Source organism: Puia dinghuensis, from assembly GCF_014642875.1.
Taxonomy (GTDB): domain Bacteria; phylum Bacteroidota; class Bacteroidia; order Chitinophagales; family Chitinophagaceae; genus Puia; species Puia dinghuensis.
The window spans coordinates 1,890,476-1,913,035 of record NZ_BMJC01000001.1; the positions used below are offsets into that span (position 1 = coordinate 1,890,476).

Consider the following 22,560-nt stretch of genomic DNA (forward strand, 5'->3'; position numbering starts at 1 on the left):
ATGCGGGATGTCGAAGTAGCCCTTTAAGCGCGTTTGGCTTTTACGATGCCTTTTTCGATGATCTGCTGACGAGCTAATTCATCCCAACGGTCGTCTCCGGCTTCGGCCTTGAGGGCGTAGTCGAGTGCTTGCTCGTTTTCCGGATCGTAGCAGACGGCGGCCTCGTAGTAGGTTCCGAAATCGTGGTAATTCTTTAACAGGAAGAAATTGCATCCGTCGGGAGGATTTCCAAGGCGCCTCAGCAATTGATCCATGTAGATCTTGCATTCGGCTATACTTAGACTGATATCCTCGCCGATTTGAACACAGGGCTCACTCGCCGGAGTCGGCCCGAGAGACATATAGTCGTTCTTGGAAAGGTTGAAACTTTCAACGGTTCTTGTTGGATAATACATATTCATTCTATTTTTGGTTACAAATGAGGATGGACAGAAAAAGGGTGTTTCGACGGAGGTGGTTGCTCTAGTAGTTTGCTTTTGAAACTCCCTTTTTACCTTTGGGAGAAGAGGATTCTTTTTTGGGCTCGTAGAGGGGAAAACCCTTTAGGCGGGCAATACGCTTGTTGAATTCGACCCAGATATTTTCATCTTTAAATTCGAAATGCATGGACCCCTTTTTATAGGCTTTCACCCGGAAATAGGCCCATTCGAACCATTCCCCGTAGATCGGTTGATGATTCAGAGTTGTAAAGGCGATACCTGCCTCATACAATTGCTTTTCCCGGGCCAGTTGCCCGTTGAAAGATTCTCTGCTGGTGTGGAAGTATACCTGGTCAGTGGTGATAGTCTTGTAAGGATGGCTGATCCACGACCGGAGTGTCCCAAATTTTTCGTATTCATCTCCGCTGATATAGCAAAGGGCTTTTACCAAATCTTCGATAAAATCCCAATTCCCTGTGTAGTTGATTTCTATGGCGTCTGTATTCCTGGCATAACGAATGTCCTGTTTGCAGAGGTAGGGAAGAATAAATTTTTTGTTAACGAGGTAATGGCTGTTGGTGTGCCACCCTTCCACGCCGTATCGGTTTTCCGCATGGTGTCGGGTTATTTTGTCGAAGACTTCCAACAAAGCTTTATCCATTCGTTGGGTGGTGGTGCCGGCGACAATTTGCAGCATACGGTAAATGTTGCGCATGGTAAAAGGTATATGCGCCTGGTGCTCGATGAATTTGTAGATATCCTCCTTCAGGCCCTTGGTCGCGATCTTTTCCAAGTCCAACTTCTGGAAAATGAAAGCCCACGCGGATTTTTGGAGATCCTTTTTAAACTCAGCCCGTTTGGAAGGATACCCTACCGCCTGAACACGAATCGCGTGTTTGGTTTCGAAAAAGCCGGCTATCGTTTCTTCTAATCGAAGTCCTGCTTCGAGCTGTTGATCATAGATTTGGATAGCCTTGACATACCGGTTTACCAAATCACGGACGAGATTATAGGGGAGGATGCCGTTCTCCTGCCTTTCTTCCTCCTCGAATAGAAAGAACCCCTCAAATTCAGTTTCATAGCCGGCGCCGGGTTTTCGCAATTTCACCAGGCCTATTTCCTGCCGCAAGGCCCTGTTGGAATCCCGTATTCCTTCTCCCAGGTGTTCGAGGCTGCCATAGTCATGTATCAATTCCTGGGCATTGTCATTGTATCTTCTTTTGTCTTCTTTAAAGGCGTTGTAATCGCACAACGATATAATCAGACAGCCCGGCGGGGCTATCGAAAAAGCATGACTGATGTATTTGCCTTCCCAGTGAATGGGTGGATTCATCACAATTAGGTCTATGTTTAGGACCTCATCAGCTTGTAAGTACAGGAGGTCGTGGTGAATTATTTTGCATTTAGCGGCCAACTGCTCTCTGCACCGCTGATTGACTTCGACCGAAAAGATGGAGCCGGCGTTTCTGTTTAATAGACTGTCAATAATTTCGCCTTTGCCAGGAGCTGGCTGAAGAACTCTTTTTCCTTGAATAATTTGACCGTCCAGCATGGATTCGATAAGATCCAGCGGGGTCGAGTTGGAGACATAATTGCTTAACATATAAAAGTATTTGGAAAATAAAAAAGCGCCCCTGCCAGCCGGAGTGCTAGTCCGGTGTACAGATGGTGCTGGTTGTTGGGGAGGCGATATGTTAAAATAGAAAATCCCCATATCGGGGATCGCAGCTACAGATCGAATCGAGAGTAGCGTTATAGAGAATTATTTGGGCATTGATGATTGTCATTCCTTCGGGAAGGGAATTAGCGACGCCATAGTTCGTAAAAAAGATTCGGACAGATAGCTCGCATGGTTTCGGGTTCTTCATAACTCCAGGTAAAAACTATGTTGGTTCGCTTGTTGTGTTTCCTGTCGTCTTGAATATAATCGCACAAATTCCCTCCAGTCTTTTCTGTAAAGACCTTGTAGGCCATATAACCAAAGGTTTCAAATCGATAATATTGCTTGTTCGGAATGATTTCCTCTATGAGCGAATCCGGGTTTTTAAGGGCGTCGTGGTAAACTTTGTTTCCCCTGGATATCAACCAGTACCGGAAATAATCGAATGCGTCGTCGGAGCAACCGTCGTTTAACAAGGAAGCCGCACACCACAACTGGTTGGTGCGGGAATTGTGCATCAATTCGTCTGTTCTTAATTCGAATTTAACTATCTCTACTATTGATAGTTTTCGGAGCTTGTGTATCAAGTACTGTTCCTGGTAGGACTGATAAGGTCCCTCTTTGAGCGATTGATCGATTATCTGCCAATATTTTTCTTCGTCCATGGGTTCAAAACTGTTCTTTTCATTTGTCATGCTGTGTGTCATTTTACAATTGTTAAGGATGTTTATTTTTGTAACCGTTGCACGTCACGCCGCTTCCGTTTCGGGCGATGCTGGTACGGGGGGTAAAGCAGTAATGGGGGTAGATTCTGATGGAATTTCTACCACAAAAGGCTTGTCACCTGTAGGTAGCATTTTCAGGCGTTCTACTTCCGCTGCTGGCATCGTATTGCCGGACCACTTCCGCAAGCTTTCTCCAGTCTCGTGGATGTGCGGGCAATTCCAAAAGCTGCCGCTCGGAACGAGGTTTCCACGTACCTACCTTGTCTCCCCATCGTTCCCCTGCGCTTATGTAAAAGGAGGGTATCCTGGTAAGCTTTTCGTGGACATCAAAAGGGATTCCGTCGTACTTGCAATGGGTTACTTGCCCGACTATTCGCCCTAAGGCGAGATCCGTCTTGTGGTGGGTCCATGACCATATTTCCAGTACTATCAGCCGGCCCTCGTGGTAGTAGGGCGATTCGCGCTTGGGCTTTTTGTCATGAAGCGGTTAGTTGTATTCCATGCTGTTGTGTGCGTTCCTTCTTATTTAAACTCTTCGGGCTGGCCAAATCCGTCTCTTTCAAGTGCTGCCAACCAGACTTCCGCCATGCTGCAATGTGTTCTGTTTAATTCCGGATTTATGGAAATGTTCCGGTCAGCCGTTAGTGAAGCGCTGAATTCTTTGCCGGCCGTATTTTCATCCCACACCCATTCAGGGAGGACTTGAATATTTTGATGGTCAGTTGTTCCTGATGCCTGGTTGTCCAGCAACAGGAAGCCTATTTCGGGGATGAAGGGGCTGTCCGTTTGGTAGTTGGACAAGGTATATTTCTTTAGCCGTCCGTTGGGCGTATTCGGGATATCCACTACCAATTCGACAACCAGGGATATCTTACCACGGATTTGTATTTCGGCTGTTTCCGTCAAGGTGGCATTGCTGATTAGTTTCAAAAACAGCGAAAGATTTTTTTCGGAAAGTGTTTGCATGTGCGGATCGATTTTAAACGTTGGATTTAAGAATTTTTTTTACATTGACCCTAATAAGGCCTTTTTTCAATTTTAGCTGTTCCTTTTTCCCATCGATTTTGTAGTCTTTTCCGTGACTGGCTTTCATAAGGGAATGAAGCAATGCTTGCCCTTGCAGGCTGGTGATAAATTCAGGGCCGTTTGCCTGCAACAGGTCTGTAAGGGCAAGAGACAGCTTTAAGGGGGATGCGGGTTGGGCTGCGTCAAAAGACAGCACTTCCGCGTCGAAAGAGACATTTTTGAGTGAGGTAGTCATATGTATGTTTTTTTTATGATTCTGGAAAGGATTGGGCGGGATTGGTGTTTGTCGTTTTCAGGCTAAGCACGATGAACGTCTGTTGTGGTTCGAGTCCGGCAAACTGTTTGGGTACTACTGCAATGTTCTTTGCATAGGCCCCTAAAAACGGACTGGTTGTATAGTCCGTCGTATACCAACGATCGCCGTTGCTGTAGCGAACCGGTTTGATCTTTAGTTGTATATAGAGGATTCCATCGATCTCTTTTACGACATCGAAACCCCAAGAATGGAAGCCATGGTATGTGTAGGTGATCGGCACGACGGTACAGCCCTTTGACAGAGCAAAGGCGGAAAGTTTTTTGGATAGTCTCATTTCGCTGTGTGTTGAGTGAAATAAAAAAAGGGACAAACCTATGTCCCCTGTCCGTTAGAAAAGAATATGTCGGCTACGTAGTTTGGGATTCGTTCGATTGGAAAGGGATGTTTTCCGTTAATTTGAGTGTTGCCGAATGGGACAGGCGTTGTGAAGCTTCTAGCTGCGCTTGGAAGGCTAGATATTTCTCTATGTCCATTCCCCCTAGTCCATTGATGAACATATCAATGTCTTTGACGTAATGCGAGGGATTTCCTACATACCATTCGACAAACTGAAGGGCGTGTTCAAAGGAGTGAAAGATGAGACCGGCATACCCTCCTTGTCCCAACCGGCCCTTTTCGCAAGACCAAATCATGCTTTTATCCGGGTTTTCCCAAATATCGAAGATGGTATTACAGCTTGGGGATTCATATTCTCCTACCCATGTCAACTTCCATTTCTTGATAAATCGAGTCGGAAAGAAAGTAGGGTATTTCATGCCAACCTCACACCATTGGTCACCGTTCACCCATTTAGCACCGAGCAAAATGCAATGGCGAATACAGGCCGTATCGTACAATTCTCCGAATCCACAGATATCGCTTAGTTCGTGCTCGCATTCTTTTTGGCTAAGGGGTCCGTAGATGGCGGTTAATGCATACCCAATGGGAAGATCGGCGGCGCACAGGATCCTGTAGCCGATCTCGATGCCGTTGTGACGAGGTAACTGGCAATTGGTTTCTAAGACATCGGGAGTAATGCCCGCATTTAGAAGAATCTGTTTTACCTCTTGCTTAAATTGATCGATTGACATTTTTATTGTGTTTAGATGATGAAAAAAGCGATAGGCTAATATTTCGATTGGACGCAGTGACCGTGGCTCATTTTGTATTCCCAGAGTTGTTTTTTGGTTAAGCTGCCGTGTTTTTTGAGTGCCATCCGCAGGGCTTCCGGCAACAGCAATTTTCCGTGAACACCTAGGTTGCTTTTGTCCGGGATGCCCAAGGACCGGCTTTTTTTGATTTTTGCCCTTTCCATATCTACCCATTCCCAAAAAGCTCGGGGATGGGTCCGGTAAAGCCATACCAGTTCGATCTCATTCATGAAGGGACAGCGCATGCAATTGGAAGGGGGAGGCAATGGGAGGCCGGCGAGTTTTATCCAATCCTGGCAATCTTGCCGGGTCATTCCGGTTTCCACCAACGGATATACCCGGATCAAACTCTTACGCATCCAGGATTGGGTAAATTCGCCTGCGATTCTTCCTTTTTCTTCAGCGGAGATGCCGATGAGTACCCGAATCTTTCCGTGTTGCTTGGCGTAGCATTTCAGAAAGCCTTTCTTGCTTTTCGAAAAAGGAATGTGCCGGCCGTATATGTTTCTTCCGACGTATTCGTCCAAAAAATTGTAAATGGGCTTTATCTTCAGGTTGTCAGTGCATGTCTTGGGAAATGCTTTCGACATGATACACTTATTCTTCTTAAGCCAGGGGATGAGGCCGTTGCAACCGTTGGGATGATATCCTCCCTTCGGGCGAAGAAAGTAGAACTCGATGTGGTGCCTCTTGCAAAATTTCTCGATGTACGATACGTGCCGATACGTATAATCGTGCTCGTCTCCGGTGTCGCTCATAATGACCACCAGTTTTCCTTTTACATAGGCCTTCCGAAAAACAGGATCTCGCACTATGCGGTAAAGAATGGTGGTACTGTCTTGCCCTGCTCCGAATGAGAGGATGGTGATCATGCCGACCTTTTTAGAATGAAAGACTAGGGCTTGTCGATCACAAGGATTGACGTGGCCACGTTGGTACCACTTGCCTTGAATTCTCCGGGCTTGAGGTCAATTTTCTCGTGGGGGACGAGCCCGAGCCATTTTTTAAATTCATTTTCCTGCCGGCCGGTATTCTCTTGCCAGAACCGGGAAACTACTGATACGACCCGTCCTCCTTTTTTCAGGTGACAGAACATGCGAAAGACGTGCTTGATGTCCTGGTTGTTTTTGAAAGGCGGGTTCGCTACTATCCGGTCGTATAATCCGATCGGTTTAGCGTCCATGAAATCTTCACCGAGAATGTTGACTCCGGGAAGGGCGGAAAGGATCGTTCGATTCATCTCCTGCAGCTCGTAACAATCTACGATGGCGTGAGAATACGCACGTTGAATGGCTTTTACTAGTGCTCCCCTGCCGGCACTGGGTTCTAGCAACTTATTCTCCGTGTGCTGAATATTTGCCAATGCTACCAACTGGTCGGAGAGGATTGGATTTGTCTCAAAAAATTGAAATTCCTGTTGCAGGTTTCGTTTGACGCCAGCCGCGACTTCCGCCAACAGTTCCGATGGGTCCTGCTCAAATACAAATCCGGCAATTTTGCCCCCACGCCACTCCCCTCCAATTTTTCGGAGCGTTCGTTTTACCTCGCCATAGAGTGGCTTATTCAATTGGACATCGGGAAGTTTGACAATTTTTCCGTTGACGGTACAGGCTTTTAATACCTCTTGTGCTGTTTCCATTTTCTATTTATTAAAGATTGAGAAGAGAAATCTTATTCCGGCAGGCTACCCTTTTTCGGGTTCGGGAAGCGGATGGGAAGTGATCGACTTTGCTATTTTTTCTTTGACCCATTCAAAGACTGCGTAGCTTCGCTCGTTTTCGGAGACATTTGACCAGACGATTTTGCGAGAAGGGTCGTGGACAATAAGCTGGCAGTGGACAATCAAGGCTTGTCCGATAATCTCTTTGACCTTAAATACATAGTGCGCAGCATTCCGATCGGCTTCTTTGCGCAGATAATTGATTCCGGACGAGGGAAAATCCTTCCAAAGTCTGTTCATATCCCAGTCCATTAGCTCACCAGGTAGGGGTGCTTTGTCGCGGCGATAGGCATCGACATTGGTAAAAGCCCGGATGTTGGCGCTGGTTTGGTTGTCGGTATAAGCAAGCCCGCAAAAGAAGACACCGTATACTTTATCGACGGCTGGGAGGGTGTACGTTTGGGGATGGGCTGTTTTGACCGGCGAAAGACTATTGCGCCAGGCTGATTGACAGAGCCCGTAGACTTCGTCGAGGCCATATCCCGCAGTGTTGTTGTCGTCGGAAAGAAAGTAGGCAAGTTTTTTCCGCATGATCTTTAGGTCCTTTTGGAGCGGAACCGAAATGGATCCCGAGCCATTGCCATAGTCGTGCATCCAGATCTCGCCTCCTTTGTGTAGGATGACACCCGTCTGGTAGTGATCGAGGTCTTTTAGATAGTCGGACAGGTTCAGGTTTATTGGCATGACATACCTGCCGCCGTATGGAGCATTGTCCCACAGTTCCATCAAATCCTTGGGCAGAATGTATTCTTTACCATCCCGGTAGGGAAGGTTGGGGAATTGAGGGTGGATTTTCCGGGGGTTGACGTTGAACAATCGAAGCGCTTCTTTTACCTCGTCGTATCGCACGGTCCGTCGCCATTGCCATCCTTCGTAGGGGTGGTCAACGTCCAATTGGAAAACGATTCGTGGCCGGCAGTTGCGAATCCGTGGAGAAAGATTAGGGTCTGTACCGGGCACCTCCGTATGGAGATCGTACTCCTCGATCATGTACTTTAACTGGTCATCTGAGAGGGATGCTGCATTGAGCCCCCATTCATCGGCAATGGCCTCTCGCTGGTTGTTGAGGGTTTCCAAGGTTTGTTCTTTGAGGCGCTGATCTGCGTATTCCCAGTAGTCTTCCAGTATTTCTTGTTCTACTTGCTGCAATCCATCGGGAAGTACCAGCAGTTTATTGATTTGCTCTGGAGTAAGGTGATCACCGTAGTCCCAATATAACTTCGGCGGAGGTGTTTGTCGCAACGTCTCGCGGATACGATTCAACAATGAATCGGATAATTGTTTTTCCATTTTTTTTGAGTTGATAAATGAAGGAAGGGGGGCTCGACAAGATGCTGTTGTGCGCTAAGAGAATTGGGTCTGTCGATCGGCTGAAGAGGTATTCAGTACCCGATTTTTGGCATCTATTACAATTTTGGCTACATGGTCGAACCAAATGTTTCTTAGTTCATGAACTGTCTTTGAATGGAGCTTGTGGCCGTCAAAATGCAGAAAATGGGTGTTTCGGTCTTTGCAGTCAATCCAAACAAATAATTCTTTTAATTTGGTTTCCATTTCATCGACCGTGATTGGATGTTTCCAGGAATAGTCCTCAACCGAGGGTCTCAGTAATAACAGGTCGGTGCCAGTTCGTCGATATCCGTACACAAAAGGTCCGTCGTAATCCATTAAGGTTTTGAAGTCAAGTTTGCGTAGGTCGTGCTGATAGTGGACCAGAACAGGCTCGACGACCTCCCTTACTCGTTTGAAGGTTTCTACACTCATGGTATTTATTTTAAAATGTTACGGGTTTCTGCACCATCGATTTGCGGGAAACAGGATGGCAGCCTACTCATGATCGCCTTTTTGTGAAGGCTATGTACGTTTGTAGGATTTGCCGTATCCGAGCCCGATGAGCTCTCTTGCGGCTTGTTTAAAATCCCCTTTGCAGCGGAGAAAGGCATATACAGCCGAGGGATTGTGCGGCCAACGGGCTCTGAAATCGGTGCTTGTTGACCAAACCCAAAAGGACCGTAGTTGGTGGTGGAAATTGCCGGAGGTATAGTGATCGGTTTTGCCTGGGCGCCGGAAGTAGGTCCGTTCCGGGGTGCTATAGACCATGTGCCATTCGTGGTTTTGCAAAAGGGAGATCACATCTCCGCGCTGATTGAAATCTGTCAACGGCTGATCGGAAGTGGAAGGCAACCGGGGAAAGGATGCCGGCAGGTAAACAGGTGCTTTGTAGAGGTTGAACCCTTTGGCCAATTTGTGCAAAAGCGCCCGTTCGGCCGGCAGGATGGTAAGGACCTCCCGTAACCCTGATTGAATAAACTGATATCCCTGGGAGGGGGGCACGATGACGATCCCGGCGTTGCCAAGGGTTTCGATCAACACCCGTACGCGCCAGTTGGGATTGTCTGCCAATTCAAAGGGGGTACTGGGTCGTTGTGCGAGGACCTTGCTGGAGTCGATTTCCGGGCAACGGTAGTAGAGGTGATGCCCCTTGTTTTTGGTAAGGGCTGTCGCCATTTGTTGTGCTAAGGCTGGATGATGTTCAAACAGCTTTCTATGAAATCGATCGAAGATGGACCGGGTCGGATCGTTTTTGTCGTCAAAATCCAGGGCTTCGAAATGACCGGAGATATCGCCGCAAACGATGGCAAGGCCCCGTATGGAAGGATTGGTAAAGGACTGAAAAATGGTCCGATCGCTCATGATTTCCGACTGGTATCGTTTCCAATGTAACGGAGGTTTTTTGTTTTCAAGGACAGGAATGATCGAGTAGCCCCACGCTTTGTACGTGAATGCTGCTTCCAGCAAGCTTTCCATAATCAAATGCTTAAAAGATGAAAAAGGATGTGTGTTAGGCTGCTGTGGCCAAGCGGGTGGTTGTCGTTTTTGCAGCCAACGCTTCGCACCAGGCTTTGACAACGTGGGGCACCACGCTGTTGCCGATGAACTTCTTTCGGTCGGTCTGGTTGCCCACCATTTGATAGGTATCAGGGAAGCCTTGAATGCGCAGCAGTTCTTCGACACGCAGCATGCGCATTTTTATGTCCACCAACCCATAAGCCGCCATGAAATTTTTGATCTTCACGGTGGCGGGGCTGTCGGTTTCGTAGATGGCGATGGAGAGATTGCCCCGTTCGGCTTGTACAAAGTAGAGTGGAGCTTTATCTTGACGGGCAACAATTACACAGCAAGGTTCTTCAACGCTGCCGGGGTTGCCACCCCAGGAGGGGTTCACTAGGAAATGCAGCAGGCCGTTGCCGGATGTTGTCCAGTTCGCTCCCGTTTCGGGTTTCTTCTTTTTGCTCTTTTTTTGACCATTTGCCAATGGCACCGCTGTAAGCAACCGGTTTTTGTCAGTGGGCAGCAAAGCCCCCGTAGGATAATCGACGGATTGTCCGATGCTCTTCGAATATTGTTTTTCCAAAAAGTGAGTGGTCTTTATGATGGAAGAGCCGTCGCGGGTTCTTACTGTTGGACAAGGGGCCAGGATCGAGGATACTACTCCGCCACTGGTGTAGTAATGCATTAAAAACTGGGCAATAGCTGTTCGCTTCGCTGTCGGCAGGATCATACTGGAACGCCTGGTTATTTCAGAAAGGGAATCTGTGCTAATAAAGGAGTGGTGGTCTATGGGGGTTATCGTTGACGCTGGACCGGTCAGGGAGATATTTTTACTGGCGTAGTCCCCCGAATAATATTTACTCAGGAAACTGGTATTCCCTTCCGCAACAAATTTCAACAGGCCCGCGTAGATCCTTTCCAGTGATTTTTCCGCCAGGGGTTTCTCCCGGTGGAAAATGGATTCTCCTTCGTCGGAAAAGTTCAACACTTCCCGTACGGGCAACCATTTCTTTAATGCTTGCTGGTTGTCGTACTCGGGAAACAAGCTGGCCTGTTGAATGGAAAGGGCTTTCTTTTTACCTTCTGGTCTTTTGGCATGGGTGGGTTCGGGCCATGCGATGGCCTCACATGGTTTTGCGAAGATGCCAAATAACCGGTTTCGAGCGGTGTAGGCACCGAAGTTTGCACTGTTGAGTTGTTTCCAATCGTCCCGATACCCCAGCCTACACATTTTTCTCCGCCATTTGATCCAATACTGTCCTTTTTTGCTGCTCTCCGGGATGAGTTGGCATTCGACGTGCATTCGTCCGTTTTTGTCTTTCACCAGCTTGACCGGGCAAGATTCGATACCCCCTTTTTTAACGACTTTAGGAATAAGCGGTCCCCACGCCATGAACTCGGTGACGTTCTCGATCATGATCAGATCCGGATCGAGGCTCATTACATAGCGCACCAGGTGGTTGGCGAGGGTTCTGGAGTCGGCATTGCGGGGTCGTCCACCTTTGGCCCGTGAAAAATTTGTACATTCGAGGCTGGCCCATAAGATGAGCCGAGCGTTCGGATACCGAATACGGTATTGTGCCACCAAGGCCTTTAAGTCGGTCAGGTCGAGTGTTCGGATGTCTTCGTTGTAGTGTTTGACCCGTGGGTTGTTCAGCCAGTGTGACCGAATGGCTTTGGGGTCGTGGTTCACGCAAGCGATTACCTCGGCTATTCGGTGGTCCATCCAACAGGCCTCATGAAAACCCGCGGTGGTGCCGCCAAATCCGCAAAAGAGGTCGATTACGAGGAAAATGGGGTCTCTTTCCATGGCATTCGGATTTCGAGATTAGTTGTTGTTCCCAGACTCTTTTGCCCGGGCTTGCGCTTTTTCGAGCAGGTAATGGTGCATCCAGTGGTAAGGGTTGGGTAATGAGTCAGCATAAGCGGTGGCAGCTTCTTTTTCGAGAAAATAGTCTAGGATCGATCTCCGGGAAAAGGTGTCTTCTTTGTAAAGGGCGACAAACCAACAGCCCGTTTTGCCAAAACCGGCTTTTTTAGCGGTAGTGGAGGTGGGATACGCGTATTCGACGAGTTTGGTGTCGGGCATCAGCTTTTGAATGTGCAGGATGGCCCAGCGCGGGCATCCTTCTGCCTTCTGGATCATGAAAATGGCGTCTTCTTCGGAAGAGGCGGTGACTATCAGTGTGTGTTTGCCACTGTCTGCCTGAAGTGTTGCCCGGTAGTTGTTTATTTCCATACTATAATTTTTGTGGATGATAGAATATGTTTGATTGGTTGCACAAGTCAATCGCCTTATTGATTCTCTTGGCAATATTTTCGTGCTTTTTCAAGGGCTTTATTTCTGGCCAGGGGATCGGCAATTGTGTAGGAGAATGATTTCCTCAATAGGTAGGCGTCCGGTCCGTCATACAATCTTACCTGGATGCTTTTAGTTTCACTAGGGGCATTGCCGGCTTTGCCTTTGCCGTTGCTTTCGTACACGTCGTATTTGCCGATTTTTCCGATGAAGGAGGCTCGTTTCATTGCATTTTCCGGGTGTTATCCTGCTCGGGTCAGTTTTATTATTGTCATGTGTCAGTTATGCGATGAAGAAGGGATTTTGTAAAAAGACCCGCTCGACAAGCTGTCTGCCGGCGGGTGCTTTGCATCGCTTTGATCGTTCGTGCTAAGGGCTATTTAGCTTTTTTCAATTGTTCTTGGGCCAATTGTTGCCATTTTTCAGTAAGTGTTCCAGCTATAACGGTCCCTCCAGAACCTGCCAAATAAGGTCCGGGTATGATGACCTCGGCATCTACCAATTGTTGATACACGCCATCGTTTTCAGAATAGTTCTTAACGACAACGTTCGGGAAGGCAAGCTGTTTTCTGTAGCTATATCCCTGGTAGAAGCGTTCGTAGTTCACGGTTGGCACACACCATTCTTCACCAGTGGAGATCAACGTAGCAATGATGGCCACGGTTCTATTGGGATAATAGGTGAATACTAGCTTGCATACTCCTCCAAGGAGTTTGACTTCATTTTCCATTTTTGTTAAATTGGGTTAAGAAAAGATTAAAGAATCGACATTAGGCAACCCCGCCCCTGCAGAAGGAGATGTTCAATTGGTTGAAGTAAACAAAGTTGAAATTTGAACAAAGAAGATATGAGATCGGCAAGGTTCGCACAATCTTTTTGGGTCGATGAGCCTTTCATTCGAGTAGGATTCGGATCAATCCTGAACGAGATTAATGTTCAGTAGGAACATCTCCGTACATGAAAATGGGTCGGATGTTTTGATCGAGGATGATTAACTTGTTCTGGTGGAATACCCGGCCACAGTCTTCACAGGCGCGCAAGCCATTCCATCCGCCCCCTTCTATTGGGGCCAATTCATTACCCTGTACGTCGCAGTAATAAAACCGGTTTTCATTTTTATTACCGCAAACGCAGGTCCAGCCGAATTCCGAGCCGGGGGCGGTGTAGATGGATTCTTGTTTCCTATTTACCTGGAAGGGGAAAAATGCGGGCAGAACATGCAAATGTCGTGGTAAAACGGTCAAAAACTGTTCTTCCGCGTTTATCACTAACACGGCCTCTTCTTCGACAGACCGGACAAGAACCGGCATAGTCAGCAAGGCGGGAAGACCTTCGGACAGAATGTATTTTTTTGTCGGCCTTTCAATTTTCTTTTCCCGTTCTTTGTCCTGTTTGGTCAATTTCCATTCGCCGGTTGGTGGGAATGTTTTGGGAAGGGGAAGAAGGTAATTTGGTGAGACAACTGCCTCCCATCCTTCAAAATTCCGGACTGTCATCGATTTTTTCGAAGTCGCTTTAATCATTACTGCCATTACAATGGAGGCGATCATGCCCTCGCCGATGATTACGGTTTCTGTTCTCGGAAACGCTCTCATGATGTTTTTTTTGTTGGTGAAAAATGTTTGTTGGTTTAAATGCCGTCCAATAGAGAATGATCTAGTCACCCTGCAATGGGAAATGCCGAAACGGTTTATTGATTATGTGCTAAGGGGAAAGCATTTAGAGCGAATGCACATAGTTGTGCGGTTTCCTCTTTGAACCTTTTGCACCCGGCCTGGAAATAGTCTTTATCTATCTCCCATCCCCAGTAAGAAAAGCCTAAATGATAAGCGGCGATTCGAGAAGACTGGCTACCCATGTGGGTATCCAGGATTTTGTTACATCCGATTCCATATTTGTTCAGTAGCCAGCGATACAGGGCAATTGGCTTTTGGGTTGGGTGAATCCTTTTTTCGTTGAGCTGAACGTTTCCTTGTTTCCTCATGCCTTTTGTTATACTTTCACCTTGCATCATGCCCCGCCACATATAGCGAACAAGGTCAATACGCTCATTTCCAGAATAGAAGGCGATTTCGCACGCGCATTGATCTCCGCCATGGTTGACTTTATCCCAAACGATCCGGCCTTTGCCAAAAGAAGGAAAATGATTTTCGCCCCAAATGATTTGCTCCTTACTCACACGGAATAATTCGTGGAAATATTCCGGCAAGGGACTGCAATTATCCCAATTCTTTTTTGAGTAGCCGGGATCCCGTACCAGCCGCTTGCTTCCATTTTTTTGAATAGCGAAACCGGTCCTGCACTTACCACCGTGTTCTTTGATCCCATAAGGTGGATCAACAATTGCCAGGTCAAAGAATTTATCTGGAAAGCGAGCCATTCCGATCATGCAGTCTTCGTTAAATGCTTTGCTGATTTTCTTCCCTGTGTTCATATTCGACTCCGATTTACTATGATTTTTGAGGAGTGGTTTCATACTTATTCGGTGTATGGAAGATTGTCGATTGATTTGTCACCCGTGGATAGTTCGACCGGTTCGATCACCGAGGGGTTTTGGAAGATGGAAGCGAATATTTCCTTGATTTCGGCCTCGGTCAACTTCCGTTCACAGGGAAAGGCCTTGTAGTTATCTGAAAGTTCGATTTCCTCTTCGGATCGGTATTGCATGGCCACTACAAAGCCTACATGGTCTTTGGCAACCCACAATGACAACATCATGTCCTCTTCTGTTACCTCCCCGATGATCACATGGTAATAGTTGGTGTAGCGTCCCGTTTCTTTCTGCTGCAAGATGTCGGGGTCTTCGAATTCAATCGTTGCCAGCCGGTTGTATGTCATGGGCGTTGTTATCGTAACCCAGGTCGCGAGGAGGGAAGATCGACCAATGGCCGTAAGGTTGTCTTTGTTGTACATCGTCATTTGGGGAGTGAGGATGAATTTAATAGTCGCTTGCATGTTTTTGTTTTTGAATATGAAGTATTGAAAGGGGAGCATTTATATATGCCGGTTGATTCCAATGGCCCTGTCTTCGGGGTGCTCGAAAAGGTGTTGGAAGACTTTGCGCACCTGCCCATCGGAAAGTTTTTTAATAAATCTTGTCGCTTTGTATGAAGGGGTAATCCAGACCGTTTTGTCCGAACCGAAGGCGATGCCAATTGGTAAACCGTCGCCTTTGTCCATCCAGAATGTCAGCCAAAACTCCTTCTCATCCTGGTATCCGATGACAAGATGGTCAAATTCTGTTTTCTCCCCGTGGTCGTGCTGTTGAAGGATGTTTGGGTCGTCGAACGATACGCGGACGAGAATGTTGATCGGCTTATGTAGGCGTTCCGAAATCTCGTCGGCAAATCCCATTGGCGACATCCCGGCGCGCAGGTTACCGTTCTTGTAGTGCAAAAGTGGTTGAATTCGAAATTTGAATTTCTTTGGCATGGCGTGTACTTTTATGAAAAAAAATAATAGCAGGTCCTTGTCCCTTGGATCACGGTGTTGTTCGATGTGTTCAATTGCCGGTAATCTGCTTTGCTGTTGGATATTTTCGACGGATGATTTTTTGCCAAGGGGAAAAAGGATATCCGGATTTTTATACAGTTCGTCAAAGAGCTCCTGAAGATGGGCTGTTGGCGACATCTGAATATCGAATGGGTTCCTTTCGTAGGCCTGTGCAAGCGTTGGGGTCAGCCGTTTGGCGGAGCAGATGACGAAGTCATGGAAAAGGAAAATGAACCCATTGACAGATCCAACTATTGTCGCAGGCCTGGACTGTCGGGAAATAAAAGAGCTGGTTGGTTTGTGCTCATTGATGCGGCTGAAAGCGTGGTGCGTCAAGGAACTCTACGATCGCAACCCGGTGAAACGAGAAATGGTCAAAATCGTCGATGAGGGTGTCGGCGACGTATTCGGCGTGCCATTGGCTGTCAGTGGTTTCTTCCGCGGCGTTTTTCCGGGGTGGAATGCGAAAATGTTGGTGCGACATGGAAATTGTTTTTTGGTAACAAATAAAAGCACTTTGCCTTGGCCGTCGAACGCTTAAGCGGCCTTTCGGGGCTCCAACGGGATGCGGACGGTGTTCCCGTTTTCGAGATTGATGAATTCACCCCGGTAATCGGTTAACCCCTCACTGATCAATGTCCACAGTAAGCGGCATCCGTGCAGAGCCATTTCGGAGTTGATGAATAGATCTTGCCGGTGCAAGGATTCTCGTGCAGAGCAGGAAGGCGTGTTGTCTTCTTTAATGGTTTGGAGCTCTTCCCGGAATTCTTCCGTAAAGAGGGGCAAGGATGGCGTCGTTATAAATTTCTTGGAGGTCGGTTGGAAAACATTCTCCAACGTGGACAATACAAACTGGCCGGTTCGTTTGTCGTTGCCCAGGTCCATCCAGTACACGGGCTTTTTGTTGTTGAACCCGAATTCATCTATCTGTGATTTCAACACCGATTCGACCGCAAACCTACTTTTTACGGTGTCCACGCAGCTTATCGTGAAGGAGGCAGACAGGTAAGGCTTGAGCGAGTGTTGGTGGTCGGGATGAAAAGGCAACAAAATCGCTTGCCAATGGGTACCATAGAAGCGGTTGATCCGGTTGATCAAGGTGACGGCTTTGGAGGATCCTACTTCCGCATGGGCAAAGCGTTGCCGGCCCCGGTTGTGATTGACAACGGTGTCGTCATCAAACGCCCGGACGGTGAGGCCGGAATGCCCGAGACTAAGAAGCGCCTGGTTCATATCCGCGAGATTGCTCAATACATGGCTGCCGGTCCCTCCGGTTCCGATGACGTTGACGGTAATGGGGTGGACCGTCTGTGCGATGCCGCGGTCAAGGTAGTGGACGATTTTTTTGGTTTTTTTACGCCATGACCATTTCATACAATGTCTTTCAGTTTAAGTGTTGTTTGTCGAAGGACTTTGGTTGGGAATTTTGCATTTTCCTTGATTTGCCTTTTCCAAAATTTGTCGAGCGCTCCGGTAACCGGTGAGAACCCGTAAAGCTGTGAGGTGAAAGCCGATTTAAAAAAATAGTCTTCCCAGGTCTGGACAAACTCTTGTAAACTGGCTGTTTCGGGGATGTTGATTTCGACGGTTCCCATGCAGACAAGTCCCGAGGCGTCCACATTGAAAAACGGGGCATAACAGAGGGGTGTGTCCAGAGTGGGGCGTTTGGTTCCTCGCACGGCAAAAAGAAGTAATTGTTTACGGCTCGCTTTCCAGATCAAGGAAGGGATATAGGCTTGCCCCGAGGGTATTTTGTGGGCTTTGAAATCCAATGTTTGTAGCTTCGGGGGGGTATACCAGATGGCTCCGCCGGCGCCTATCAGTTTCATGGAAAGGATATTTTCCGGGATGAGCCCGTCCAGGTGAAGGAAGGGCTTGGTTTGACCGGCCGCGGACAGGGTTTCCAGGAACAGTGCGGACTCGTTTTCCGAAAAAGGATGAAAGTTGATCGGGGTCCGGTCCGGGGAAAGATCAAACGTTTCCACGTAAGCGTCCCCCATGGGATTTTGCTGGTTGATATGAATAAGAATCCCTTTGAACGGTTTGAATACTTCGTTGAAGTCTTCGGTACAGTTTCTCATTCGATGGTATTTAGGTAGATGATGACTTTCAAATACATGTCGAAAAAATCCTTTTCAAAATCCAAGTTGAGGGTAATAGACGACTGGGGTTTGTCGAAGAGCTGGCAATTGATCGGGGGTACCATGCCAGGCATGTCTCCGAGGTCGTTTTCAATCCAATCCACCAAGCATCTGCCGATGTCGTCAAATTTGCGCCACACGAATGCGAAATATTGATCGGGTTTCAGAGGTCTGGGGTCTGCGGAACTGGGATCTCTCTCTTCCTCTTCCGGGAGAATATCGAAATGAATGCTGTCCAATATAGATCGGGATCCATGCCGGGTATAGAGTTGGAGGGCAGCGGATGCGGCTTCGTGCAGTTGGTGATCGTGGGTTCCTACGGCACGGAACCGATCAAATACCTGTTGAAATTCGGCGAGGTGAGCTGGGTTCTTTAGGTATCTTTCGACAACAAATGCGCGATGGTCCATGGAATCGAGTTCCCCGATCTGTTTCGCACAAAAATTGTAATAGGCGTCCTCGACAATGTATTGGTAAAATTTGTTTGCCTGAAACTCTTCGTGAGTAAAGAATGGGATGTGGTGAACTTGTGCGAGATACGAAAGAACGCTGCCTAGCAACCGCATTCGATGCCTTCTTCCCCTGGCCTGCAGCATCCGATCGAAGGGATAAAGGGACGCAAAATAAAAGTCTGGGGCAATCGGCAAGGAGATACAGGTTGTCAGGGTTGCCAGATGTGTATCGTCATTCAGGATAAACAACGTTGTCTGGTCGTCGATCTCCTTTATGCACCTTGCCGCTTCCTGCCACGCCTGATAGACATTCTGGGGATAAGGTAATTGGCAGCGATCAAAGGGGGCAAATCCGTATAACTGGCTTAAAAAAGAAAGGGAGTCAAAAAACTCTCTCTCTTTTCGTCGCCATTGGTCGTAACAAGTTGCTTCGTCCGATAGCAGGACGGGAAATTGGAAACAGGTCAGACCATCGGCAGCAGGCCAATCGGGGCGCTTCGGATTGTGTCCTGGCGTATTTCGCCTTCGGATTTTTCCCGATTTAGTTCGTGTGCAAATTCCGCCCAGACTTTGAACTGTTCGGTCGGATGTTGCGCGGCGTGGATAATCTTGCATTTTCTTGATTTTTTGGTTTTCATGGCTATCCCTTTGTGCCGATGGAGGAGGAAAATTCATAGACGTGCTCGTCGTCTTTGACGAAGGGTTTTTGCACTTTTGCATTGGTCAGGATCGGGAATTGCTGCATGTAGTAGTTCTGCACGAGTTCCGGTGACCAGGTCGAATTAGGATCTGTGAGTTTGGTTTCCTTTCCGCCTTCTTTGATGACAAATACCCGTGGCAGTGTTACGGAGATCAGTGACATATTGTAGTGATTTTCGATTGTGAATGAATACGATGGGATTATTCTTCAGGGTTTTCTTCGACTCCCCCTTCGCCGGGGTTTTCATCCAGGTCCTCCGGATTGTCGAGTTCGTCAGGGATTTCTAAGCCGGTCCTGGCGCCCGAATCTTCGTCCGGTTCTTCGGCGGAAACGGTGTCTGTTCCGGTAGGTGTTTCTTCCGGTTGATCGAAGAGGTTAAAGCCGCCGTGTTTCGCTTTGAGTTCTTTCAGGCGAAGCTCTTTTTGTCCTACAAACCGACTGTTTACGGTCGCTTTTGTCAACACAGCAATGGCCTGTCCGATCTTGTTGTCGGCTACAAGCTCGTCCACCTTCTTCATCAGCTCTTCGAACTGTTTGGTAGCGGCGTCTTTCACGGGTGGCCGGGGTGTCGGGGTGCTACCGGGGTTTTTGATTCTCTCCTGTAGATTTCCCTTTTGTTCTTTTAGCTTTGTTTGGAATTCAGTGGCATTTCGGAAAAAGTCTTCGGTTTCCAGTAAAGCCGGTTCGAGGCAGTTGAACAAGTCGTTGTCGAATTTCTCGGCTGTCCCTTTGAATTGTTTGGGGGGCAGGGCCGTCAGCGATTTGTCGGACAGGTCTGTCGGCTGGTGCTGGACGAGCACATTCAGGGTTTTATCGGCGTTTACGACAATGGTCAATTGCCACAGCCGTTTCGTTCCGTAGGAGGCGATCTGTTGGAAAAAGGACATAGTTGTTATTTTTGTATGTGAAAAGGCATGTGCTGTTTTAGAAAAGGTATCCCTTGGTATCCAGGTATTCCATCCAGTCGTGAGCAACCTGGGCCTGGATGGATTTCAGGTATTTGTCCTCGGCAAGAATCCGTTTTCCTTTGATGGTAACACTGTCTTGCTAGATACCTTTGTTGTCGTTTCGGTAACGGGCCGGATAGATCTGTATGCAGCGGTCTATTCCGGTGTCCCACTTTTGCTCGGTGACAATAAAATGCATGAGGTGAGAAAAGTGGTGTTTCTCCGGTATGTCGACGATGCCGGCAGCAAACAGGAAGACCGGACTTCCTCCCACCGTCAATTTCTTTACTCTTGAGATGCGGAGCGTACGGCATCGGGGACGTTCGAGTTCTTCGGCCGTGCCGTTAAATTGAAGTGGCTGGATGCTGCGAAGAACCATGTTGGTGAGGTCGTTGGCATTCAGGGAATAACTGCCGATAATAAACTCGTTCTCGTCTACCAAGAAAGTAAAGGTCGATTGTACTTTCCTGCCGATTGCGGCGATTGGTTTGAAGAATGGCATGGATGAATTTTTAGATATGAAAAGATTAGTGGATTTCTAAGCGATGTACCCTTTTGTTTGCAGGTACTCGAGGGGATTCCGGTGCTGATTGCCGATTTTCCTCTTTCAATCGATCCTGTAGGACCTTTCTTCGAGTTTCATATATTTTGGACCTTAATCGGTCCAGCAGATCTTGCTTTGTGGGCGACAACTTCCTGGGAGCATGCATACGTTCCCAGTGATCCTCATGAAGGTAGTCTTGGAGCGTTTGGCAGCATACGTGGCGGCAAATTTCGTCCCAGTCGGAATTAAGTGGAGCGAGAAAAGTCCGCGTAAAGATATAGGCGGAGGCCTCCGGATAAGTCACGGTATATTCCTTCTTTTTGAGAGCAATGAGTCGTGCCATAGGTATGTGTTGGGTGACACATTTGGGGAGCAATTCGGCCCATTCGCTGGAGTACGTGACAACCGGTGTGTTAATAGCATCCGTCAGGTCGAATACGTGATCACGTGTAGCCTGATCAGATGAGTTTTCGGACGCTTTTGACGAGGAAGGTTCGGGTGCGAAAAGATCCTGCTGTATAAAAGTGAAAGATTCTTATTCATGACATGTAGGTTGGTGAAAAATGGGAGAATTTGGTATATAAGGGTTGCCACGGGGAAATCAAATGCGGTGGGGATCACTGCAACCAGCTTCGAATGGGGTGGAACCGTTTAGCGGCACCTGAAGAAAAGGGGCCTTTTCTAATTACCTACAACTTAGAATACCAGATCATTGAAATAGTTGCTGTTGTATCAATATGTGCTGGCTCATATTGAGTTTATTGTACGGGGTCATATCTCGGTGAAGGGCTTCCACAGCGACGGTATGCATGTAGAGTGCTCGGTTGTTTATTTCAATGTCCTTTTCTGCCCAGGTTAGATGATAAGCCAGGTCCCTATATCTTGCCAGCAGTTCCTCTTCGGTCATGCGGAATGTCCGCTGAAACCACAGACGTTGATAGTACTTACCAATAATCTGCCATTCGCCAGAAAGCCTTTGAATAGTATCCCGACATATAGAATTATGGTAGTGCAGGTCCCTTCGCTTTTGTTCAGATAGCAGGTAGCCACTTAGGTCTTCGGAGGCATGATCGTTTTCACTGTTCATGTTCATTGGGTTTGGGAAGTGTTAACAAAGAAGGATCGATTTGAGGAACGAGCAAGTTTAGGAGAAGTTCAGTATACTGGTCGAGCCATTCCAGCTTTGAATACAGGTGTTCGATATTTATTCCGATATTTAGTTCGAGGCTGAGCTTGATCACTACATCTCTGGCTTGCCTTTCCAGGTTCTCGGCTATCAGGAGCGGACATTCGCCATATTCGACATGAAAGCCGGCAATGATGTATTCTTGGTGAAGACCGTGAACATAGTTCTCATGGTCTGCTTCTGGCATAGCAAACGCGTGCTTGGGCTCCGTAATGATGTTTCCGTCAAACCGGTCCCGGTATTCGTGGGCTGAGAGCTGCTTTTTTTGTATACTTTCTATTATTGGGCGGATGGTTTGTGTATATGCCATAGCTTTTACGTAGGTGGCAGTCGATTGCAGCAATGCTGGTGAGGGTTTGATCATTTGCTTTTTCATATTATTTTTTTTCATTACTAGATGATGATATTCATAATAAGCCGTCATCGCACATGGATTTGTATCCAGTTGTCGATATAATTAGAAAGTCTTTTAGTTTCATGTCGAACAGTTTCGCCCCTTCCTGTAGCTTTCTTGCAAATGCCTTGGACGTGTCCGAAAGTTTTAAGTTTCCAGAGGGATGGTTGTGACATACGACGATGTCGGTTGCGGCACACAATAGTGCGCCTGCGAAGATTAAGCGTGGATCTACCTCGGCGTCTACACGCCCCCCGCTGCTTACGGGATAGATGCCCAAAAGCTGAGCAGCGCGGTTGAGGTACATGACTTTACACTCCACGAGTAACTCGATTGTCTCCTGATTCCAGGATTCTTTAAAATGCTTGTAGGCCGTCTCCGAGTCGTTAACTACTTGTTGGGGGTCGTGCGGTGAACCGCTTACATAAATCAATTGTATCTGCGGGATGGTGGCCGGCGAAGAAGTTTCTACATTGTGTTCCATTTGTTTACGTTTTATTGATTTGAAATTGAGTGAGCGTTTCGGAAGGTGGCAAAAGAAAAATGCTGGTGCATTGCTTGGGCATTGACGAGGTGC

The 22,560-nt window shown here is 47.5% G+C and carries 30 protein-coding genes; all 30 read right to left on the reverse strand.

The features are described from left to right. Positions 1 to 23 precede the first annotated feature (23 nt). Positions 24 to 395, reverse strand: a complete 372-nt coding sequence (locus tag IEY39_RS07605; RefSeq protein ID WP_188930067.1) for a hypothetical protein — start codon at positions 393 to 395, stop codon at positions 24 to 26. 67 nt (positions 396 to 462) lie between these two features. After that, on the reverse strand, positions 463 to 1,752 hold the full coding sequence (locus tag IEY39_RS07610; protein ID WP_188930068.1) for a DUF4942 domain-containing protein: 1,290 nt from the start codon (positions 1,750 to 1,752) through the stop codon (positions 463 to 465). Positions 1,753 to 2,222: 470 nt separating this feature from the next. Beyond that, complete coding sequence (locus IEY39_RS07615) at positions 2,223 to 2,774, reverse strand: DUF4240 domain-containing protein (protein WP_188930070.1); 552 nt, start codon at positions 2,772 to 2,774, stop codon at positions 2,223 to 2,225. Between the two features lie 552 nt (positions 2,775 to 3,326). Next, positions 3,327 to 3,770, reverse strand: coding sequence for a hypothetical protein (locus IEY39_RS07620; RefSeq protein ID WP_188930072.1), 444 nt, complete (start codon positions 3,768 to 3,770; stop codon positions 3,327 to 3,329). 13 nt (positions 3,771 to 3,783) lie between these two features. Next, positions 3,784 to 4,065, reverse strand: a complete 282-nt coding sequence (locus IEY39_RS07625) for a hypothetical protein (RefSeq protein ID WP_188930074.1) — start codon at positions 4,063 to 4,065, stop codon at positions 3,784 to 3,786. Between the two features lie 13 nt (positions 4,066 to 4,078). After that, positions 4,079 to 4,420 (reverse strand): hypothetical protein, encoded by a 342-nt coding sequence (locus IEY39_RS07630; protein ID WP_188930076.1) that lies wholly within the window; start codon positions 4,418 to 4,420, stop codon positions 4,079 to 4,081. A gap of 73 nt (positions 4,421 to 4,493) precedes the next feature. Continuing rightward, entirely contained in the window at positions 4,494 to 5,216 is a 723-nt protein-coding gene (locus tag IEY39_RS07635) for a hypothetical protein (RefSeq protein ID WP_188930078.1), read from the reverse strand. Between the two features lie 35 nt (positions 5,217 to 5,251). After that, positions 5,252 to 6,148 carry an adenine nucleotide alpha hydrolase family protein gene (locus IEY39_RS07640; protein WP_188930080.1) on the reverse strand — a complete coding sequence of 299 codons (897 nt, stop codon included), beginning with the start codon at positions 6,146 to 6,148 and terminating at the stop codon, positions 5,252 to 5,254. 23 nt (positions 6,149 to 6,171) lie between these two features. Next, positions 6,172 to 6,915, reverse strand: coding sequence for a methyltransferase (locus tag IEY39_RS07645; RefSeq protein WP_188930082.1), 744 nt, complete (start codon positions 6,913 to 6,915; stop codon positions 6,172 to 6,174). Between the two features lie 45 nt (positions 6,916 to 6,960). Continuing rightward, positions 6,961 to 8,286 carry a hypothetical protein gene (locus IEY39_RS07650; RefSeq protein WP_188930084.1) on the reverse strand — a complete coding sequence of 442 codons (1,326 nt, stop codon included), beginning with the start codon at positions 8,284 to 8,286 and terminating at the stop codon, positions 6,961 to 6,963. A 54-nt stretch (positions 8,287 to 8,340) separates the two neighbouring features. Next, complete coding sequence (locus IEY39_RS07655) at positions 8,341 to 8,760, reverse strand: hypothetical protein (RefSeq protein WP_188930086.1); 420 nt, start codon at positions 8,758 to 8,760, stop codon at positions 8,341 to 8,343. A gap of 90 nt (positions 8,761 to 8,850) precedes the next feature. Further along, complete coding sequence (locus tag IEY39_RS07660) at positions 8,851 to 9,804, reverse strand: bifunctional DNA primase/polymerase (RefSeq protein WP_188930087.1); 954 nt, start codon at positions 9,802 to 9,804, stop codon at positions 8,851 to 8,853. Between the two features lie 34 nt (positions 9,805 to 9,838). Then, a complete protein-coding gene (locus tag IEY39_RS07665) occupies positions 9,839 to 11,638 on the reverse strand; it encodes a DNA cytosine methyltransferase (RefSeq protein ID WP_188930089.1) in 1,800 nt (599 codons plus the stop codon). Between the two features lie 18 nt (positions 11,639 to 11,656). Next, a complete protein-coding gene (locus tag IEY39_RS07670; RefSeq protein WP_188930091.1) occupies positions 11,657 to 12,067 on the reverse strand; it encodes a hypothetical protein in 411 nt (136 codons plus the stop codon). Between the two features lie 56 nt (positions 12,068 to 12,123). After that, entirely contained in the window at positions 12,124 to 12,354 is a 231-nt protein-coding gene (locus tag IEY39_RS07675) for a hypothetical protein (protein ID WP_188930093.1), read from the reverse strand. A 149-nt stretch (positions 12,355 to 12,503) separates the two neighbouring features. Continuing rightward, the gene (locus tag IEY39_RS07680; protein ID WP_188930095.1) at positions 12,504 to 12,857 is read right to left on the reverse strand and encodes a hypothetical protein; all 354 of its coding nucleotides are present in this window, start codon (positions 12,855 to 12,857) and stop codon (positions 12,504 to 12,506) included. Positions 12,858 to 13,056: 199 nt separating this feature from the next. Next, positions 13,057 to 13,722, reverse strand: coding sequence for a hypothetical protein (locus IEY39_RS07685; protein WP_188930097.1), 666 nt, complete (start codon positions 13,720 to 13,722; stop codon positions 13,057 to 13,059). Positions 13,723 to 13,817: 95 nt separating this feature from the next. After that, positions 13,818 to 14,603 (reverse strand): DNA methyltransferase, encoded by a 786-nt coding sequence (locus IEY39_RS07690; protein WP_229688815.1) that lies wholly within the window; start codon positions 14,601 to 14,603, stop codon positions 13,818 to 13,820. A gap of 2 nt (positions 14,604 to 14,605) precedes the next feature. Next, positions 14,606 to 15,082, reverse strand: a complete 477-nt coding sequence (locus IEY39_RS07695) for a hypothetical protein (RefSeq protein WP_188930099.1) — start codon at positions 15,080 to 15,082, stop codon at positions 14,606 to 14,608. 39 nt (positions 15,083 to 15,121) lie between these two features. Then, positions 15,122 to 15,559 carry a hypothetical protein gene (locus IEY39_RS07700; RefSeq protein ID WP_188930101.1) on the reverse strand — a complete coding sequence of 146 codons (438 nt, stop codon included), beginning with the start codon at positions 15,557 to 15,559 and terminating at the stop codon, positions 15,122 to 15,124. A 364-nt stretch (positions 15,560 to 15,923) separates the two neighbouring features. Continuing rightward, the gene (locus IEY39_RS07705) at positions 15,924 to 16,103 is read right to left on the reverse strand and encodes a hypothetical protein (RefSeq protein ID WP_188930103.1); all 180 of its coding nucleotides are present in this window, start codon (positions 16,101 to 16,103) and stop codon (positions 15,924 to 15,926) included. Positions 16,104 to 16,156: 53 nt separating this feature from the next. Continuing rightward, positions 16,157 to 16,993 carry a PRTRC system ThiF family protein gene (locus IEY39_RS07710; protein ID WP_188930105.1) on the reverse strand — a complete coding sequence of 279 codons (837 nt, stop codon included), beginning with the start codon at positions 16,991 to 16,993 and terminating at the stop codon, positions 16,157 to 16,159. Further along, entirely contained in the window at positions 16,990 to 17,700 is a 711-nt protein-coding gene (locus IEY39_RS07715) for a hypothetical protein (RefSeq protein WP_188930107.1), read from the reverse strand. Before IEY39_RS07715 ends, IEY39_RS07710 begins: the two co-directional genes overlap by 4 nt. After that, positions 17,697 to 18,827, reverse strand: coding sequence for a hypothetical protein (locus IEY39_RS07720; RefSeq protein ID WP_188930109.1), 1,131 nt, complete (start codon positions 18,825 to 18,827; stop codon positions 17,697 to 17,699). The genes IEY39_RS07715 and IEY39_RS07720 overlap by 4 nt, the downstream gene beginning before the upstream one ends. A gap of 25 nt (positions 18,828 to 18,852) precedes the next feature. Next, the gene (locus IEY39_RS07725; protein WP_188930111.1) at positions 18,853 to 19,074 is read right to left on the reverse strand and encodes a PRTRC system protein C; all 222 of its coding nucleotides are present in this window, start codon (positions 19,072 to 19,074) and stop codon (positions 18,853 to 18,855) included. Between the two features lie 38 nt (positions 19,075 to 19,112). Beyond that, positions 19,113 to 19,799, reverse strand: coding sequence for a hypothetical protein (locus IEY39_RS07730; protein WP_188930113.1), 687 nt, complete (start codon positions 19,797 to 19,799; stop codon positions 19,113 to 19,115). A 160-nt stretch (positions 19,800 to 19,959) separates the two neighbouring features. After that, positions 19,960 to 20,361 (reverse strand): hypothetical protein, encoded by a 402-nt coding sequence (locus IEY39_RS07735; RefSeq protein ID WP_188930115.1) that lies wholly within the window; start codon positions 20,359 to 20,361, stop codon positions 19,960 to 19,962. Between the two features lie 751 nt (positions 20,362 to 21,112). Beyond that, positions 21,113 to 21,490: a hypothetical protein gene (locus tag IEY39_RS07740; RefSeq protein ID WP_188930118.1), complete on the reverse strand. Its 378-nt coding sequence runs from the start codon at positions 21,488 to 21,490 to the stop codon at positions 21,113 to 21,115. Continuing rightward, complete coding sequence (locus IEY39_RS07745) at positions 21,480 to 21,965, reverse strand: hypothetical protein (RefSeq protein ID WP_188930120.1); 486 nt, start codon at positions 21,963 to 21,965, stop codon at positions 21,480 to 21,482. Before IEY39_RS07745 ends, IEY39_RS07740 begins: the two co-directional genes overlap by 11 nt. Positions 21,966 to 21,996: 31 nt before the next feature. Continuing rightward, entirely contained in the window at positions 21,997 to 22,467 is a 471-nt protein-coding gene (locus IEY39_RS07750) for a JAB domain-containing protein (RefSeq protein ID WP_188930122.1), read from the reverse strand. Positions 22,468 to 22,560 lie beyond the last annotated feature (93 nt).